Source organism: Mesorhizobium sp. M1A.F.Ca.IN.022.06.1.1, from assembly GCF_003952605.1.
GTDB lineage: Bacteria > Pseudomonadota > Alphaproteobacteria > Rhizobiales > Rhizobiaceae > Mesorhizobium.
The window spans coordinates 1060347-1077586 of the sequence record NZ_CP034455.1; the positions used below are offsets into that span (position 1 = coordinate 1060347).

17 protein-coding genes and 1 pseudogene are annotated in these 17240 nt (G+C 65.3%); 9 read left to right on the top strand and 9 right to left on the bottom strand.

The features are described 5' to 3' along the window. Window positions 1-43 precede the first annotated feature (43 nt). Window positions 44-142 (bottom strand): annotated as a pseudogene (locus tag EJ078_RS30155) (OsmC family peroxiredoxin); the annotation flags it as partial. Window positions 143-381: 239 nt separating this feature from the next. Between EJ078_RS30155 and EJ078_RS05375 the strand changes: the two are divergent. The 4 genes from EJ078_RS05375 to EJ078_RS05390 all read left to right on the top strand — a co-directional run bounded on the left by EJ078_RS05375 (window position 382) and on the right by EJ078_RS05390 (window position 4473). Next, window positions 382-858: a VOC family protein gene (locus EJ078_RS05375; RefSeq protein ID WP_095800086.1), complete on the top strand. Its 477-nt coding sequence runs from the start codon at window positions 382-384 to the stop codon at window positions 856-858. Window positions 859-977: 119 nt separating this feature from the next. After that, the gene (locus tag EJ078_RS05380; RefSeq protein WP_127404310.1) at window positions 978-2480 is read left to right on the top strand and encodes a peptidase S10; all 1503 of its coding nucleotides are present in this window, start codon (window positions 978-980) and stop codon (window positions 2478-2480) included. Window positions 2481-2621: 141 nt separating this feature from the next. Next, window positions 2622-3518 carry a DMT family transporter gene (locus EJ078_RS05385; RefSeq protein ID WP_127217229.1) on the top strand — a complete coding sequence of 299 codons (897 nt, stop codon included), beginning with the start codon at window positions 2622-2624 and terminating at the stop codon, window positions 3516-3518. Between the two features lie 55 nt (window positions 3519-3573). After that, window positions 3574-4473 (top strand): DMT family transporter, encoded by a 900-nt coding sequence (locus tag EJ078_RS05390; protein WP_082954141.1) that lies wholly within the window; start codon window positions 3574-3576, stop codon window positions 4471-4473. A 148-nt stretch (window positions 4474-4621) separates the two neighbouring features. On the opposite strand, the gene EJ078_RS05395 is transcribed toward EJ078_RS05390, so the two are convergent. Further along, on the bottom strand, window positions 4622-5476 hold the full coding sequence (locus EJ078_RS05395; RefSeq protein WP_128294474.1) for a LysR substrate-binding domain-containing protein: 855 nt from the start codon (window positions 5474-5476) through the stop codon (window positions 4622-4624). A gap of 111 nt (window positions 5477-5587) precedes the next feature. Between EJ078_RS05395 and EJ078_RS05400 the strand changes: the two genes are divergently transcribed. Both EJ078_RS05400 and EJ078_RS05405 read left to right on the top strand, forming a co-directional pair. Then, window positions 5588-5995 (top strand): 4-oxalocrotonate tautomerase family protein, encoded by a 408-nt coding sequence (locus EJ078_RS05400; RefSeq protein ID WP_066997323.1) that lies wholly within the window; start codon window positions 5588-5590, stop codon window positions 5993-5995. A gap of 304 nt (window positions 5996-6299) precedes the next feature. Continuing rightward, the gene (locus EJ078_RS05405; protein WP_127404146.1) at window positions 6300-8522 is read left to right on the top strand and encodes an AMP-binding protein; all 2223 of its coding nucleotides are present in this window, start codon (window positions 6300-6302) and stop codon (window positions 8520-8522) included. Between the two features lie 243 nt (window positions 8523-8765). Here the strand turns inward: EJ078_RS05405 and EJ078_RS05410 are convergent, their stop codons facing one another. Both EJ078_RS05410 and EJ078_RS05415 read right to left on the bottom strand, forming a co-directional pair. After that, on the bottom strand, window positions 8766-9509 hold the full coding sequence (locus EJ078_RS05410; protein ID WP_245457363.1) for a phosphatidylcholine/phosphatidylserine synthase: 744 nt from the start codon (window positions 9507-9509) through the stop codon (window positions 8766-8768). A 75-nt stretch (window positions 9510-9584) separates the two neighbouring features. Next, window positions 9585-10322, bottom strand: a complete 738-nt coding sequence (locus EJ078_RS05415; RefSeq protein WP_281058558.1) for a phosphatidylserine decarboxylase — start codon at window positions 10320-10322, stop codon at window positions 9585-9587. 149 nt (window positions 10323-10471) lie between these two features. Between EJ078_RS05415 and EJ078_RS05420 the strand changes: the two genes are divergently transcribed. Further along, the gene (locus EJ078_RS05420; protein ID WP_245457090.1) at window positions 10472-10630 is read left to right on the top strand and encodes a hypothetical protein; all 159 of its coding nucleotides are present in this window, start codon (window positions 10472-10474) and stop codon (window positions 10628-10630) included. Here EJ078_RS05420 and EJ078_RS05425 read toward each other — a convergent pair. From EJ078_RS05425 to EJ078_RS05440, 4 genes are all read right to left on the bottom strand, one after another. After that, window positions 10609-10950, bottom strand: coding sequence for an antibiotic biosynthesis monooxygenase (locus tag EJ078_RS05425; protein ID WP_127215985.1), 342 nt, complete (start codon window positions 10948-10950; stop codon window positions 10609-10611). The two genes, EJ078_RS05420 and EJ078_RS05425, sit on opposite strands and share 22 nt — an antisense overlap. Before the next feature lie 131 nt (window positions 10951-11081). Then, window positions 11082-12965 (bottom strand): ABC transporter ATP-binding protein/permease, encoded by a 1884-nt coding sequence (locus EJ078_RS05430; protein WP_095800092.1) that lies wholly within the window; start codon window positions 12963-12965, stop codon window positions 11082-11084. A 7-nt stretch (window positions 12966-12972) separates the two neighbouring features. Further along, window positions 12973-13320: a metalloregulator ArsR/SmtB family transcription factor gene (locus tag EJ078_RS05435; RefSeq protein ID WP_127215986.1), complete on the bottom strand. Its 348-nt coding sequence runs from the start codon at window positions 13318-13320 to the stop codon at window positions 12973-12975. A gap of 131 nt (window positions 13321-13451) precedes the next feature. Beyond that, window positions 13452-15047, bottom strand: coding sequence for a LysM peptidoglycan-binding domain-containing protein (locus tag EJ078_RS05440; protein WP_127215987.1), 1596 nt, complete (start codon window positions 15045-15047; stop codon window positions 13452-13454). Window positions 15048-15163: 116 nt separating this feature from the next. On the opposite strand from EJ078_RS05440, the gene EJ078_RS05445 reads away from it, so the two are divergent. Beyond that, window positions 15164-15775, top strand: a complete 612-nt coding sequence (locus tag EJ078_RS05445) for a TIGR00730 family Rossman fold protein (RefSeq protein ID WP_066997348.1) — start codon at window positions 15164-15166, stop codon at window positions 15773-15775. A 70-nt stretch (window positions 15776-15845) separates the two neighbouring features. Here the strand turns inward: EJ078_RS05445 and EJ078_RS05450 are convergent, their stop codons facing one another. Further along, window positions 15846-16736, bottom strand: a complete 891-nt coding sequence (locus tag EJ078_RS05450) for a LysR substrate-binding domain-containing protein (RefSeq protein ID WP_127215988.1) — start codon at window positions 16734-16736, stop codon at window positions 15846-15848. 116 nt (window positions 16737-16852) lie between these two features. On the opposite strand from EJ078_RS05450, the gene EJ078_RS05455 reads away from it, so the two are divergent. After that, complete coding sequence (locus EJ078_RS05455) at window positions 16853-17143, top strand: muconolactone Delta-isomerase family protein (protein WP_066997354.1); 291 nt, start codon at window positions 16853-16855, stop codon at window positions 17141-17143. The last annotated feature ends 97 nt before the right edge of the window (window positions 17144-17240 follow it).

The following is a 17240-nucleotide window of genomic DNA, read 5'->3' on the forward strand; positions in this document are numbered from 1 at the left end:
CCGGGAAGCGGCCGGAAGGGGTCGTCGCGCGTGGCGCGCCGGCTCCTGTCGCCGAATGGAGTTCCGCCACCGCAAGCGCCTCCACCTTGCAGGCGATTAACTGACCGTCGAGCCTGCCTCTGGCCCCGAGTGTGATCAGCGCCTTGACCTGGTCGAGCCTCCTTCAGCGGTGCCTGCAGATGCGGTGGCGTCCATTTGCATCCCTTCCGCAGTTTTCGGTGCCTTGACAGCACGGAGATGCTGGCGGGACAGCGCGCCTCTGCCCCGCCGGGCATCGGACGACACCGTCGCCGATTTCCAAACTCGAAAGCGAGATACCCTGTCGGGTCGAGCGAAACTCGATCGTCCTTGGGCCGTTGCCAGACAGGAAGGAGATCCAGCATGGCCAAGGTGACCTCGCATCTGTGGTTCGAAAAGGACGCGCGGCAAGCGGTGGAATTCTATGTCGCCACCATTCCCAATTCAGCGATCGGCCGCACGACCGATGTGCCGGCGGACAATCCGAGCGGCCCCGCCGGCAGCGTCAAGATCATCGAATTCGTGCTCGACGACCAGAATTTCGTCGCGCTCGAAGCCGGTCCGCTCGATCCGTTCAACCATTCCTTCTCGATCCTCGTCGAGCTCGATAACCAGGCCGAGATCGACCGCATCTGGAACGCCTTTCTCGGCAATGGCGGCAAGCCCGAGCAATGCGGCTGGCTGAAGGACCGCTGGGGCCTGTCCTGGCAGATCGTGCCAAAAATCCTCGGCGACATGGCCGCACATCCCGACCGCGAACGCGCCAAACGCGCCACCGAGGCGATGCTGGGCATGGTGAAGATCGATGTCGCGGCGCTGGAGCGAGCGTTTGGGGGGTGAAGCTGCCAATCTCCCCCGCGACGGGAGAGATCGAAGTTCCAACGCAGCGCCAAGCCTATCCCCTTTGACTTCGGCCGCCCCGGCCATACCTTTGCGGGGGTCATTCCCGCGGAGGTCGCATGCGTCCCAAGTTGAAGCTCCTGCCCTTCATCCTCCTGGCGCTCACAGCCTTTGCGCAGCCAGTCGGCGCCGAAACACCTGAACGGCCGGCGCCGGCCGGCGGCGTGTTGTCGCTTTTGCCGCCGCCGCAGGTCACCGAGCATTCGATCACCCTTGGCGGGCGCAAGCTCGACTACCAGGCCAAGGCCGGCACGCTGTCGCTGCTTTCCGGCAAGGGCGAGGTCACGGCCGAGATCTTCTACGTCGCCTACACGCAGCAGTCGCCTGCCCCGGCCAAAGAGCGGCCGATCACCTTCGTCTTCAACGGCGGGCCGGGCGCGGCCTCCGCCTACCTGCATCTCGGCGCGATTGGCCCGCGCATCGTTGCGACCGCTGCCGACGGCCAATTCCTGCCGCCGCCACAAAGGCTCATCGACAATCCGGACAGTTGGCTCGACATGACCGATCTCGTCTTCGTCGATCCGGTCGGCACCGGCTACAGCCGCGAAGCGCCGGGCCAGGACACGAAAGGGTTCTGGGGCGTCGACCAGGACGCCAGCTCGGTCGGCGCTTTCATACGGCTCTATCTGGCGCAGAACGGCCGCACCGCTTCACCGCTCTTCCTCGCCGGCGAAAGCTATGGCGGCTTTCGCGCCGCGCTGCTCGCCAGGACGCTGCAGGAGGATGTCGGCTTGAGCCCCTCCGGCATCGTGCTGATCTCGCCGGCGCTGGAGTTCATGCTGGTGCGGCCGGACCAATTCGATCAATTGCATTGGGCGCTCGAACTGCCTTCGCTGGCGGCGGTGCGGCTTCGCGCCGACGGCGTCAGCGGCGAGGCGCTGCGCGACAGACTGGCCGAGGTCGAACGCTATGCGCTTGGCGACTATCTGACGGCTCTCGCCAGCGGGCTGGAGCAAGGCGGCAAGCTCGCCAGCGGGCGCGTGGCGGAAATCACCGGCCTGCCGCTCGATCTCGTCGAGCGCAATTTCGCCCGTGTCCCTACCGGCCTGTTCACCCGCGAGTTCCAGCGCGCCAAGGGCAAGGTGCTCAGCCCTTACGATGCCACGATCAGCACCGCCGATATCTCGCCGGGCAGCGCCCGCATAGAAGGCCCGGACCCGGTGCTTGACCGCAGTGTGCCGGTGCTGACCTCGGCCTTTGTCGCTTACGCCCGTAACGAACTGAATTATCGCACGGATGTCAGCTACCGGCTGCTCAACGGCGAGATCAGTCGCAATTGGGAGTACGGCACCTCGGGGCAAGGCTATGCCGGGGCGATGAACGACCTGCAGCGGGCGCGTTCGCTCAACCCCTCGCTCGGCGTCGTCATAATCAACGGCTATACCGACCTGGTGACGCCCTATCTCGCTTCGCGCTATCTGGTGAACCAGCTTCCCTCACTCGCCGACGCCAAACCGATCCGGCTCGATGTCGTGGAGGGCGGCCACATGATGTACCTCAGGCCCGACGGAAGGCGCGCGCTGAACGAGGCAGCCTCCGAGCTCTACCAGGCGACGCAGTAAGCGCTTCTCGATCGGCCACGAGGGCTCTGCCCCAACGCAAGCGCCGCGCTGGAACAGCGCCGTAGAAGCTTTCGCCCGTATAGCTGGCAGAAGTGGATCCGATGGGGCGGAGCCGCCTCCACGCTGGCAAATCGATACCGCATGGCCGATGTCGTCGTCCTCGAAAGCCGCGAAAGGGTGCTGGCCGGCATCCTGTTCACCGCGGCCGCCTATTTCCTGTTTTCGGCGCAGGACGCCTCGATCAAGCTGTTGGTGGCCGGCATGACGGTGTGGCAGATCATGTTCTTCCGCTCGGTCACCGTCCTTGCCGCCTGCGGCGCGATCGGCGGACGGACGCTGTTCGCCGACACCGCAAACTCGCCCATCGTGCGGCCGATGCTGGTGCGCAGCGCGTTCACGCTCGCGGCCTGGCTCTGCTACTACAACGCGGCACGCTCGCTGCAGCTCGCCGAGCTCACCACCATCTACTACGCCGCGCCGATCATCGTCACCGTGCTTTCAGTGGTGATGCTGGGCGAGACCGTGCCGCTCTTGCGCTGGGCGGCGGTGTTCGTCGGATTCGTTGGCGTCTTCATCGCCTGCGACCCGGCGCGTCTCGGCTTCTCCGTGCCGGTGCTGCTTGTGCTGGCGGCAGCGCTTTTGTGGGGCATCGCCGTGGTGCTCTTGCGCAAGACCGCGATGCAGGAGCGCACGACGATCCAGCTGGTGCTCAACAATTTCTACTTCTTGCTTTTTTCGGCCGTGCCGGCGCTGATCTGGTGGCGCATGCCCGACGCGCCGCAACTCATGCTTCTCATGAGCGTCGGCGCGCTCGGCGGCGTCGCGCAATACATGCTGTTCGAGGGCATGAAACGGGCGCCGGTGTCGATCGTGGCGCCATTCGAATACACGTCGCTGGTCTGGGCGTTTGCGCTGGGCTTCGCCATCTGGGGCGACGTGCCGAGAACCGAAGTTTTCATGGGCGCGGCTTTGATCATCGGCGCCGGCCTGCTGATCGTCGGCAACGAGCGTTTCCGCAAACGGGTCGAGGACTCATGACAGAAGGCTGTCAGCAGGAGCGGCATAGTCTGGTACCATGACGGATACGGTCGACATGCCTGAAAAGCTTGCCAAGGGCACCGCCGACGCCACAGCCGAGCGCATGCTGGGCGTGGTGCTAGTCTCGGCCTCGGCCGTCGCCTTCGCGCTCACCGGCGTGCTGACCAAGTCGATCCATGCCGATCCGCTGACCATCACCTGCTGGCGCGGCTTCTTCGGCTCGATCCTGATTGCTCTCTACGTGCTGTGGCGCCGCCGCCGCTCGGGCGGGCGCGAGAGCCTCAGGCTCGGCTGGCGCGGCTGGCTGCTTGCGGTCGAGGGGGCTGCCGCCAGCATCGCCTTCATCGCGGCGTTCAAATACACCTATGTCGCCAATGTCGCGGTGATCTACGCCACCTCACCCTTCATAGCCGCACTGCTTGCCTTGCTGCTGGTGCGGGAAAAATTCCGGCTGCAGACGATGCTGGCGGCGGCCGTGTCGCTATGCGGCGTCGCCGTCATGGTGGGCGGCGGCTTTGGCAGCGGCCACCTGTTCGGCGACGGGCTGGCGCTTTTGATGACCACCGGCAGCGCGCTCTACATGATCATGGTGCGCGCCTTTCGCGACTCGCCCGTCGTCTGGGCCGGCGCGGTGTCGGCCTTCCTGCTCTTCGTCCTCGGCTGGTTCGTCACCGACCCGGTTGCCGTTTCGACCCGCGATATGGTGCTGCTTGCCACCTTCGGCTGCTCCTTCGCGCTGGCCTCGATCCTGTGGACCGAAGGTTCGCGGCTTATCCCCGCCGCCGAATCCGGCCTGCTCGGCTCGGCCGAAGTGCCGTTCGCCATCCTGTTCGCCTTGCTGTTCCTCGGCGAATTCCCACCGCTGGCCAGCATCGTCGGCGGCGCGATCGTGCTTTGCGCGGTTTTCGCGCATGCCGCACGCGACTGGTCGAGAGCCAAATCGACGCGTTCGTAAATTTTTTTCGCGGTCACGGAACCATCACCCGACTCAGGCATTGTTAGATCGACGGGTCACCCCCCAAGTCCCCCCAAACCCCTCGACCCGTCCGACTAGAAGCCGACCCGCAAAAAGGTCGGCTTTTTCTTTGGGCGTTCCTTGCCGTTCAGGGCGGCAGCGCCAGGCCGGTGCCCAGAAGCTCCGCGAGATCCCGCGCCGGACGAGCCGCCTCGCGGGAGAGCCGGATGGCGAAGCCGGCCATTGGCAGCGGCGGCAGGTCGAGATCGGGGGACGCTTCCACGATACCGGAATGGGCAAGACGCCGGGTGCGCGGCGTCAGCGCGATGCCGGCATTGACCGCGCTGCGCAGGCCGGCAAGGCTGGAGCTGCCGGCAGCGATGCGGTAGCGGCGGCCGGCGGCGTCGAGTGCATTGAGAGCAGCCTCCCTGAAGCCGCAATAGGGATCGAGCAGCGCCAGCGGCACCACGTCTTGCCGCGTCGCCAAGCCTTTTTCCGAGCAGAGCCACAGCATCGGCTCGCTGATCAGGAACGCTTCATCCGGGGAAGGCGCATGGCGCATGGTGATCGCAAGGTCGAGCTGGCCCGCCTGCAAGGCTGACCCGAGCTCCAGGGAGCGGCCGACGCGCAGCTCGATCCTGACGCGCGGATGGCTGGCGGCGAAGGCGCGCAACAGCTCCGGCAGGCCATGATCGGCAAAGTCCTGCGTGGTGCCGATGGCGATGCGGCCGCCGACGCGCGCGCCTTTCAGCGCCAGCCAGGCCTCGGTGTGGACGGCAAGGATGCGCCTGGCGTGTCCGACAAGGTCCTCGCCGGCAGGCGTCAGCCCGCGCCCACGTCCCTGGGGCGCAAGCAGCGGCTCGCCGACGACCTCCTCCAGCCGCTGCATCTGCGCCGTGACGGCGGATGGGGAGCGGCCAACAGCGGACGCCGCCCTGGCCAGGGAGCCGCCATCGACGAAGGCGAGGAAGGTTTTGAGCAGGTCAGGATCGAGAGTTTCCATAATTCGATAATATCGAAGTAATTGTCAAAACAATTCGATTTTTTGACGCATGGCTAGTGGCATGGTCCCTTCATCGGCGGCGCGAAGCCGTCAGAAGCGAAGGAGAGAAAAATGCCGATCATCAATGTCAGCGTCACTGGCGAGCCCGACGCAAAGCGTTCCGCCGCGATCGCGAAGGAGATCACCGAGATTACGGCCACGCATCTGCGCAAGGACCCGACTATCACCGCGGTTGCGGTCAGCTACGTCGATCCGCAGCACTGGTTCGCCGGCGGCAAGTCGCTGGCCGAGCATGGCACGAGCACCTTCTGGCTCGACATCAAGGTGGTGGACGGCACCAACACCAAGCTCGAGCTCGAAGCCTATCTCAAGGCGATTTTCGACGCCTTCGGCCGCCTGCTCGGCGGCGTCCATGAGGAAAGCTACGCGCTGGTGCATGAGGTTCCGGCGGCGGCCTACGGCTTTGGCGGCAAGAGCCAGGAGTTCCGCTTCATCAGCGGGAGACTGAAGGTGGCGTAGCGGCACGCCTTTCCCCGCTCCCCTGTGCGAGACGGTGGGTCGGCGCGCAGCGTCGAGACGGATGAGAGGTTTTGGAAGAAGCACGGCCTGGAAGAATCGATTGCTTTCAGGTACTTACATCTCCAGCGAAGCGATCCGTGCAATACCCTCATCCGTCCGGGCTTCGCTCGGCCACCTTCTCCCGCAAGGGGAGAAGGGAGCGCCCTACCAGCCCCACATTGACCTTGCCCCCACTTCCGCTACCTTCTGCCACCGAAGCGGCCGCGCAAGAGCCGCACCGTGGAGGACGTTGGGAGAGAGCGGCATGATCCTGACATTGGCGCTGCTTGCCGGTCTTGTCTTTGCCTGGCTGCTGATTGGCGTGATCGAAAGGTTCCGGCTCGATCTGCGCTTTACCCAGGCGTTGCTCTACGTGCCGTTCAAGCTCGCCTACCGTATTGCCGACGACCGCATCCGCATTGCCCGCAATGCCCGCACGCCGGTGATCTATGTCGTTTCGCACCAATCGCGCATCGAGCCGGCGCTGATGCTGTCGCTCTTGCCTGACGACACGCTGCACATTCTGGACGAGGCCTCGGCCCGCTCGCCCTGGCTGGAGCCGTGGCGCGAGCTTGCCCGCACCATCGCCTTCAATGCCGAACATCTCTTCGTCAGCCGGCGGCTGGTGCGCGTGCTGAAGGGCAAGGGCCGGCTTGCGGTCTATCTGCCCGACGACGTCGAGCCGGACGTCAAGTCGTTCCGCCTGTTCCGCGCCATCACCCGCATCGCAATGCAGGCCGACGCCCGCATCGTGCCGATCTTCGTAGTCGGTGCGCGCGACCTGCCGATGTCGCTGACGCCGGCCGACAAGGCGCCGCGCCGCTGGTTCCCGCGCCTGTCGCTCAGCGTGCTGGAACCGATGACCGTGGCCGAGCTGGTGGCTCGCAACCCCGACATGGCGTCGAACACCAACGCGCTGTTCGACCGGTTTGCCGAGGCGCGGCTCTACGGCAGCAATCTCGACCGCGGCCTGTTCCTGGCCATGCGCGACGCGGCGGATCGCGTCGGTGCCTCGCATCCGATCATCGAGGACGTGATTTCGGGCGCGCTCAGCTATCGCAAGATGTTCATCGGCGCGCGCGTGCTCGGCCGCCGCTTCGAAGCGGTGACGGCGCCAGGCGAAGCGGTCGGCCTGCTCCTGCCCAATGCCAACGGCGTGGTGCTCTCCTTTGTCGGGCTTATCTCGGCGGCCCGCATCGCGGCGGTGATCAACTACACCGCCGGCCCGGCGAGCGTCACCGCCGCGATCCGCACGGCGGTCATTCGCACAGTGGTCTCTTCTCGCGCGTTCATCGAGAAGGCCGCCATCGACGACATCGTCGCCGCCGTCGAGGCGGGCGGCGCCAAGATGCTGTGGCTGGAGGATGTGCGCGAGAGCGTGACCTTGCTCGACAAGGTCGCGGCGGCGCTTTTCTGGCGTTTTCCGCTGCAGCGGCAGCAGGCGTCGAAACCAGCGGTGATCCTGTTCACCTCGGGCTCGGAAGGAACGCCGAAGGCGGTGGTGCTGTCGCACCGCAACCTTCTCGCCAACGCCATGCAGGCCGAGGCGCGCATCACGATCTCGCCGGCCGATATCCTGCTCAACGTGCTGCCCGTCTTCCATTCGTTCGGGCTGACCGGCGGCACTATCCTGCCGCTGGTAACCGGCGTGAAACTGTTCCTCTATCCCTCGCCGCTGCACTACAAGATCATTCCGGAGATCGCGCGCAAGGTGAAGCCGACCGTCATGTTCGGCACCGACACTTTCCTCGCCAACTATGCCCGCACTGCCAAGGACGGCGATTTCTCCAGCCTGCGTTTCGTTGTTGCCGGCGCTGAAGCGGTAAAGCCCGAGACAAGGCGCACCTACCGTGACCGTTTCCAGGCATCGATCATCGAAGGTTTTGGGCTGACCGAGGCGGCGCCAGTGGTGGCGGTGAACACCGCCATCCACAATCGCGACGGCACGGTCGGCCGGCTGCTGCCGGCGATCCGTATGAAGCTTGAGCCGGTCGAGGGCATCAGCGAGGGCGGCCGGCTTTGGCTCGACGGGCCGAACATGATGATGGGCTACATGACCGCCGACCGCCCCGGCGAGTTGCAGCCGCTCGAGGGCTGGCACGACACCGGCGACATCGTCTCGGTCGACCGCGACGGCTTCATCACCATCCGAGGGCGGGCAAAACGCTTTGCCAAGATCGCCGGCGAGATGGTGTCGCTGGGCGCGGTCGAGATGCTGGTGCAGTCGCTATGGCCGGAACAGCGCCATGCCGCGGTGGCGGTGCCCGATAAGAGGCGCGGCGAGCGCATCGTGCTGGTCACCACGGCCGACGATGCCAATGCCGAAGAGCTGCGCCAGTTCGGCAAGAAGGCGGGCGCGGCCGAGTTGATGGTGCCCAATGACATCATCAAGGTGGAAGAAATCCCGGTGCTGGGTTCCGGCAAGACGGATTACGTGTCGGCGCGGAAGCTGGCGATCGACCGGCTGGGATTGGGGGTAGCGGCCTAGCGCGGTTATTTCCCCCTTGTGGGGGAGAAAGCATTTTCCTGCATTCGCGAGCGGGCTTGTCCCCGAGCAAGTGCTTGGAAAATACCGGAGAAGGGGGTCTCGTAGGGCGCGGAGGCTGCTTCTTGTAGAGCGCCAACTTCTCATGTTAGGCGCTTTCCCCTCTCTTGCGATTTCCAACACTTAGCTTCGCTAAGATGTTGAAATGGCTATTTCCCCCACAACGGGGGAGATAGGGCGCAGTGCTTACCCGATATCGGAAGGCGGCACCTTCTCGCCTTCGCGCATGGCCCGCTTCGAATAGGCCCGCACCGAGAACGGCAGGAAGACGAGGTAGCCGGCGACCGATGCCGTCAGCGTGTACCAGGGATAGGCCATCAACAGCAGGATGTAGAGCACCACGCCGAGGATGACCGGAAGCACTCTGTCTCCCGGCACCTTGACGCTCTTGCCCGAATAGACCGGCAGCCGGCTGACCAAAAGGAAGGCGACGAGCACGGTGAAGCCGGTGGCGACGAAGGCCGCCGGCCGGGTCGGTTCCAGGCCGAGCCGCAGGAAGTAGAGATAACAGGGCAGCATGACCAGCACCGCGCCCGCCGGCGCCGGGACGCCGACGAAATACTCGGTTTGCCAGGCCGGCTGATCGGTGTCGTCGGCCAGCACATTGAAGCGAGCGAGCCGCATGCCGCAGGCGATGGTGAACAGGAGCGCCGCGATCCAGCCCGGCGAGCCGGCGCGGTCGAGCAGGAAGGCATAGAGCACCAGCGCCGGCGCGACGCCGAAATTGACGATATCGGCCAGCGAATCCATCTGCGCGCCGAACTTCGAGGTCGCCTTCAGCATGCGCGCCAAGCGGCCGTCGATGCCGTCGAGGAAAGCGGCGAGCAGCACCATGACCACCGCCGGCTCGAAGCGGTCCTCGAAGGCGAAGCGGATGCCGGAAAGGCCGGCGCAGATCGCAAGAACGGTCACCAGATTGGGCAGCACCATGCGCATCGGGATCTCGCGGATGCGCGGGCCGCCGCTGGCGTGTGCCTCGAACTTCTTGAAAGGCGCGCCCACCGCTCAGGAAATCCTGACCAGCGGGGCGACCGCCGCGCCGCCGAACTCGGCAAGCACCGTCTCGCCGCCTACCGCCGTCTGGCCGACGGCGACGCGCGGCACGGCGTTCGACGGCAGGAAGACGTCGACGCGGGAGCCGAAGCGGATCAGGCCAAAACGCTCGCCGATGCCGATCGAGCCGCCCTGCTCGGCCCAGCAGACGATGCGGCGCGCCACAAGGCCGGCGATCTGCACGGCGGCGATGGTGCCGTTGGGGCTGTCAATGACCAGGCCGTTGCGCTCGTTCTCGGAGCTTGCCTTGTCGAGCTCGGCATTGAGGAATTTGCCGGGACGATGCTCGATCCGCGTGATCCTGCCACGCACCGGCGCGCGGTTGATATGGCAGGAAAAGACATTCATGAACACCGAGATACGGGTCATTTCGCCCGTACCCAGACCAAGCTCGCGCGGCGGCACGGCAGGCCCGACCGCCGAAACCACGCCGTCGGCCGGGCTGACCACCAGCCGGTCGTCGACCGGCGTGACGCGCTCTGGGTCACGGTAAAAATAGATGCACCAGCCGGTGAGGATCAGCCCGAGCCAGAACAGGATCGAGGAGAAATAGCCGAGGAACAGCGTTGCCGCGCCGAAGGCGGCGATAAAGGGATAGCCCTCGCGATGGATCGGAACGAACGTATTCTTGATCGTATCGAGAAGAGTCATAGGGCTTGGGGCGGTCGCTGTTTCAGGTCCGGTCTGAATAGCGGAAAGCCCCCTCCCCGCAACGCAACAATGGGAGAGGCGAATAGCGAGGGACTCATAGCCGTGATTTTAGCGCCGGCCTGTGTCAGGGTGCGCGAGGGCGGTGCGAAATCGACAAGGTCGAGGTCGATCGGGGCTGCTTTGCCTGCATGCTGGGCGGTGCCGACGGCAGGACGCTGTTCATCACCGCCGCCGAATGGCGCGGCTTCGAGAACATGGTCGGCGACGCCCGCACCGGCCAGGTACTGGGCGTCGCCGCGCCTGCACCCGGCGCAGGCTGGCCGTCTTACACCTCCGGCACGCGCTGATAGTGCGCGATATCCGCCTTGACGCCGAGGCGGGCGATCGTTGCCTGAGGGCTGAAGGCGATGCGCTCGTGCGCGGCCTTGACGATCGGCACGACGTTGTCGACCGCGGCCTGGCTTTCCCATTCGACCATGGTGACGATGTTGAATTCGCCGGGGCCGGAGAACTGCTCGAGCAGGAAGTCCTGCACGAAGCCGTCCTGCTGGCGCAGCAATTCGTGCGTCATCCTGACCTTGCCGAGGATCTCGTCGCGCGCTTCCGCCGGCACGACGAATTTGTCGACCCGGAACACGCTGCCAGCGCGTTGATCTTTATTATTCATCGATCGGTCTCCGTTCTTGGAAGGCTTGCTTCGCAGGGGTTCGGAGCCGGTTTGCAAGCTCAAGCTAGGTTGAGGTCAAGGGGATTTTGCGCCGACTTCTCCTTCTCCCCTTGTGGGAGAAGGAAGAGGCGCTAGCTCACCTCCGACGTCCTTCTCCGTACGATCACGCCGAACTCGTCGCTTTCACGCGCAATGCGCAGGCGCTCCTCGGCTTCGGTGGCTTCGCGCTGGCGGTCCCACATCGAGGCATAGAGGCCCTGCTGGCGCAAGAGCGCGGCGTGGGTGCCGCGCTCGGCGATCTGGCCGTCCTTCAGCACGATGATCTCGTCGGCCGAAATCACCGTCGACAGCCGGTGGGCAATCACAAGGGTGGTGCGGCCCTTGCTGACGAGGTCCAGCGCCGCCTGGATCTCCTGCTCGGTCTGGGTGTCCAGCGCCGAGGTCGCCTCGTCCAGCATCAGGATCGGCGGGGCCTTCAGGATCGTGCGGGCGATCGCGACCCGCTGCTTCTCGCCGCCCGACAGTTTCAGGCCGCGCTCGCCGACCATCGAGCGGTAGCCGTCGGGGAGTTTTTCGATGAACGGCCCGATCTGGGCGAGCTCGGCGGCCTTGCGCACCTCCTCCTCGCTGGCGCCGATGCGGCCATAGCGGATGTTGTAGGCGATGGTGTCGTTGAAGAGCACCGTGTCCTGCGGCACCATGCCGAGCACCGCGCGCAGGCTCTCCTGCGTGACGTCGCGGATGTCCTGGCCGTCGATCAGCACCTGGCCGCGCTGCACGTCATAGAAGCGGAACAGAAGCCTGGAGATGGTCGACTTGCCTGCGCCGGAGGGGCCGACGATGGCGACCGTCTTGCCGGCCGGCACCTCGAAGGAGACGCCCTTCAGGATCTTGCGGTTTGAATCATAGGAGAAGTGCACGTCGCGGAACTCGACCTTGCCGGCACTCACCTTCAACGGCCTGGCGTCCGGCTTGTCGACGATCTCCTGAGGCACGTCGAGCAGGTCGAACATGTGCTCGATATCGGTCAAGCCCTGGCGGATTTCGCGATAGATGAAGCCGATGAAGTTGAGCGGCACCGAAAGCTGCATCAGCATGGCGTTGATGAAGACGAAATCGCCGACCGACTGCGTGCCGGCCTGCACCTCCAGCGCCGACATGCACATGACGACGACCGTGCCGAGGCCGAAGATGAGACCCTGGCCGAAGTTAAGCCAGCCGAGCGAGGTCCAGGTCTTGGTGGCGGCGGTTTCATAACGCGCCATCGAGCGGTCGAAGCGCTCGGCTTCCATGCGCTCATTGGTGAAATATTTGACCGTCTCGAAATTCAAGAGCGAGTCGATCGCCTTGGTATTGGCGTCGGTGTCGCTGTCGTTCATGTCGCGGCGGATCGAGATGCGCCAGTCGCTAGCCTTGACCGTGAACCAGACATAGATCCACACGGTGACCGCGACCACGGCGACGTATTTCCAGCCATAGGTGTAGGCGAAAATGCCGGCCGTCAGCGCGAATTCGAGAATGGTAGGCGCCGTGTTCAGCATGACGAAGCGCACGATCGTCTCGATGCCCTTGGTGCCGCGCTCGATGATGCGCGACAGACCGCCGGTGCGGCGCTCAAGATGGAAGCGCAGCGACAGCTGGTGCATGTGGACGAAGGTGCGGAAGGCAAGCTGGCGCACCGCATATTGGCCGACGCGGGCAAACAGCGCGTCGCGCAGCTGGTTGAAGCCGAGCTGGACCAGCCTCAGCACATTATAGGCAATGACCAGCATCACCGGCGCGAGCATGAAGGCGGGCAGCGGCGGCGGCGTCTTCGAGGCGTGGGCTAGCGCATCGGTTGCCCATTTGAAGAAATAGGGGCCGGCGACCAGGGTGACCTTGGCGACGACGAGAAGCAGCGTCGCCCAGGTGACGCGGGCTCTCAGGTCGGCACGGTCGGCCGGCCACATATAGGGCCACAGATTGCGCAGTGTGGTGAGGGTGCCGGTTTCGGCGGAGACGGTCTTGTCGGCCATTTTGTTCTTAGCTTTCTTTCATGCTTTCGCCGCAGCAGGAATCGACCAGGGCCGCGAGCGACGCCGAGACCTCGGCGAGCGTAGCGCGGTCCACCGCGTAGCGTGAACGCTGGCGATCCGCCTCGAAGCGGACGAGCCCTGCTTCGACCAGGATCTTCAGATGCTGCGAAACGGTCGACTGGGCGAGATCGAGATGATCGACCACCTCGCGGCAGGAGCAGCAGCTAGTAGCCGAGAGATGCTTCAGGATCTCGATGCGTGCCGGATGCGACAGTGCCGCGAACCGCGTGGCGATGCCGCGGCTGTCAAGGGCTCGGCTATTGAGGGCGCGGTTGTCGGATAGGGATTCGGTCATCGTTCATCGCCGATAAACGATGGAGGATGGGAGTGCAAGCCAGGCGGATGGGCAGCAGGTGGGAATGTCGAACGCCGGCGGGGCAGCGCCCCTCTGCCCTGCCGGGCACCCCACGAGAGGGGATTGCGCTCTTACTCCGTCTTTGGCGCCGTCATCTGGTCACCCATGGCTTTCATGTCGGCCGGCTCGCCTTCCTTCGACTTGCCGGGGACCTTGAAGACCTGACCGGGCCAGATGCGGTCGGGATTGCGGATCTGATCCTGGTTGGCGAGATAGATGGTCGAGTAGCGCACGCCATGGCCATAGACGCGCCGCGAGATGCGCCAGAGCGTATCGTTGCGGCGGATGATGACGGCTCCATCGACGTGTTCGAGCTTCGGCGCCATGGTTTCAGGCACGTCGGCCGCAGGATTCGCTTCGGCGACCTCGGCCGACGTGTCGGCGGTCGCGGCGGGCTTGCCCGCTTCTTCGGTAGCGGTGGCCGGCGCCGTCGTCTCGGCGGGATTGGCCGCCCCGGACTTCGCCTCCGCGGGCTGGGACCCCGCACCCTGGGCGAGCTTGCTGTCGGCGGGCTTGGTCTGGTTGGGCGCGACGGCGGCAATCGACTCGCCGGGCTCGCGTTCGAACGGGACAGCGGCGCGGGCGACGACCTTGACGCCGTCGTCGGCCAGGCCGTCGACATGAATGGTGTGGTTGCCGACCGGAATGTCGCGCGCCGCCTCGATCAGGAAATGGCCGTCAGGCGAAGTTTTCGCCTCGCCAAGCAGTACATCGTCGGCATAGGCGCGCACCTTGCGGCCGGGATCGGCCCTGCCCGCGACGAAGATCTTGCCGCCGTCGATCTCAACCGCCTCGACGGCGATCTTCGGTTCGTCTGCGGCGGCGTTCTGGGTCGCGGGAGCCGAAGCCTGATCCGTAGCTGCCGGTGCCGTTGCAGCCGGCGCCGCCGCCGGGGCAGACGCCGCCGGCGCGGTTGCGGCCGGGGCCTGCGCGTCCGGGTCGGCTGCCTGACCGGTGGCGGCAGGTGCCGCTGGCTTGGCCGCGGGCTGCGGAATGGTCAGCAATTCGGACGGCTTGCCCGGCTCCTCGACCATCGCCAGCACCTGGCCGGTCGGGCTCTGCGGCACCGAGACGACGGCGGTCTGCGCCGAGGCGACGGCGACGCCGCCAGCGGTCGAGCGCAGCGTGATCGTGTAGTCGCCGGGCTTCAGCGGATCGTCGAGCACAATGGCGAAGGCACCATCGGGACCGGCATCGGTCGAGCCGAGCACCGTGCCGCCGTTCAGGACCTCGACCTTGGCATTGGGCGCCGCGCTGCCGGCGACGACAATCGAGCCATTGCCTTCGACGCGCACGACATCGAAGGTTGGCAGTGTGGGTCCTGCGGCGGCCGGCGCCTGAGCGGCCGGGGCGGATTCCGCCGGGGCCGTCGCGTTGTTGGCAGGCGCCATTGCATTGTTGGCGGGCGCCATCTTGTTGGCCGGCGCCATCGTGTTGTTGGCCGGCGCCATTGTATTGGCCGGGGCTTGCGCCTGCGGTACGCGCGCCTCGGTGGAGGTGCTTGAGGATTCGGCCGGCTTCGTGCCTGCCTGCGGCAGCGACGCGACCTGCGGCGGATTCTGCTTGTTGATGTATGGGTCGAGCGCGCCCGACCCGTAGGCGACCGCCGCGACGACGGCAACGCCGCCCGCCGCGAACAAAAACGCCTTGGAAGAATTGATAGCCATAATCTTTTCTGCCCCTTAGCCACCTAACGCCGGTCTAGCGTGTTTTCACCAAGCTCACAAGAAAAAGCCCGTCCTTGGGCTTGACCGCGCCAACCGTCCCTATCACCAATCATGACATGAACACGATTCGATCCGTCTGCGTCTATTGCGGTTCGTCTCCGGGCCGCGACGAGGCCTATGTCAAGGCCGGCCACCTGCTCGGCCGCTCGCTGGCGAAGTCCGGCCTGCGCCTGATCTATGGCGGCGGCACCAAGGGAATCATGGGCGCCGTCGCAGACGGGGCACTCAAGGCCGGCGGCAAGGTGACCGGCATCATCCCGCGCTTCCTGATCAACAAGGAGGCGACCGAGACCGCTCTCGACAAGCTCGACGAGCTGGTGATCACCGACAACATGCACGAGCGCAAGCACAGGATGTTCGAGAAATCCGACGCCTTCGTGGCGCTGCCGGGCGGCATCGGCACGGTCGAGGAGATCGTCGAGATCATGACCTGGGCGCAACTCGGCCATCACCGCAAGCCGATCGTGTTCGCCAACATCAAGGCCTTCTGGGACCCGATGCTGGCGCTCATCGAGCACATGTCGGGCGAAGGCTTCATCCACACCGCACATAGGGTGAAGCCGCTGGTGGTCAACGACCCCGAGGCCATCGTCGCCGCCATCATGGTGGCGGGCTCGTCGGTCGACGCGCCGACGGAAGGTGTGCAGGCGGTGATCGACAAAATGTAAGGTGAATGGTGAATAGTGCGGATCGCGCGAGCCGAAATCTGTCCACCGCCAGATAGTAACTATTCGCTATTCACCATTCACCGTTCACCGTCCTCCTCAAATCCTCAATCACCGCCCTCCGGTCATTGCGCCGCCAGGCGAGATGGATTTCAACGCTGCGCTTGAACCATGGCAGGTCGCGAAAGACGATGCCGGCCGGCGCAGCGCTTTGCAGGCTTTCCTGTACCGTCGCCAGGCCCAGCCCGGCGCTGACCAGGCCGAGCGAGGTCAAGGGATCGGCCGTCTCGTAGGCGATGTCGGGCACGAAACCGGCCTCCATGCAGGCCGTCAGGAACTGCGCGCGGTTGGTGTCATCGGGTTGGCGCACGACGGTGATCCAGACGCGGGCGTCAAGATGGCGGGGCCTGATGTCGCTCGCATCGACAAGCGGATCGCCTTCGGGGATCGCCAGCACCAGCGGTTCGCGCCGCACCAGCATGCTCTCGATATCCGGATCGCCTTGCGGCGTCGGCGCGTAGACGAATCCGAGGTCGAGCACGCGCTGGCGCAGATCCTCGAACTGCGCGGCCGTGCGGCGGTTTCTCAGTTGCAGATGAAAATCCGGCCGCTCGCGGCGGAATTCCCTGAGCATCGCGGCGATCAGCCCGGCATGCACCGCCCCCTCGACGTAGCCGATGGCGAGGCTGCCGGTCGCGCCGCTTGCAAGCTTGCGGCCGAGCTCCTCCAGCCGCGCGGCATTGACGAGCAGAGCGCGCGCCTCGGCAAGGAAAGCCCTGCCCTCGGCGTTGAGATGGACGCGCTGCTTCGATCGCTCGAAAAGCGTGACGCCGAGTTGCTCCTCGAGGTGCATGATCTGCCGGCTCAAGGGGGACTGCGAGATATGCAACTGCTCGGCGGCGCGGCCGACATTGCCGGCCTCGGCGACGGCGACGAAATAGCGGATCTGCCGCAGGTCGAGCATTCTGCGTCTCTATGATTTAAGTCGTTCAAGGTCTGACCTTTATCCTAATCAGTCTTGGACAGTCTGACCAGCCGGCGCGATATCTTCCGCATCAACCGGCCACAAAGGAGACCGCCATGCAGTTCTTTGCCCTTCTCACCCGCAACACCGAAAAGTTCAGCGATAGCGATTTCGCGCCGCTGCTTCCGGGCGAAGCCGAGCAGCGGCGCACGCTCTATGCGCAAGGCGCCGTGCGCCAGGTCTGGAACCGCGGTGACATCCCCGGCAGCGGCATGATGTTCGAGGCTGCCGACGACAAGGAGGTGCGCGGCCATCTCGCCACCCTGCCGCTGGTCGAGGCCGGAATGATGGACATCGCGGCGATCGTGCCGCTCAATCCCTATCCCGGCTTCGGCCCGAAGCGCTGAGACCGGCATGAAGAGAGGTGCTGCCGCTCACCCGGCAGCACCTATAGACCAAAGATGCGACGCAAAAGGCCCGCTCGCGACGCCCCGGTGTAGCGCT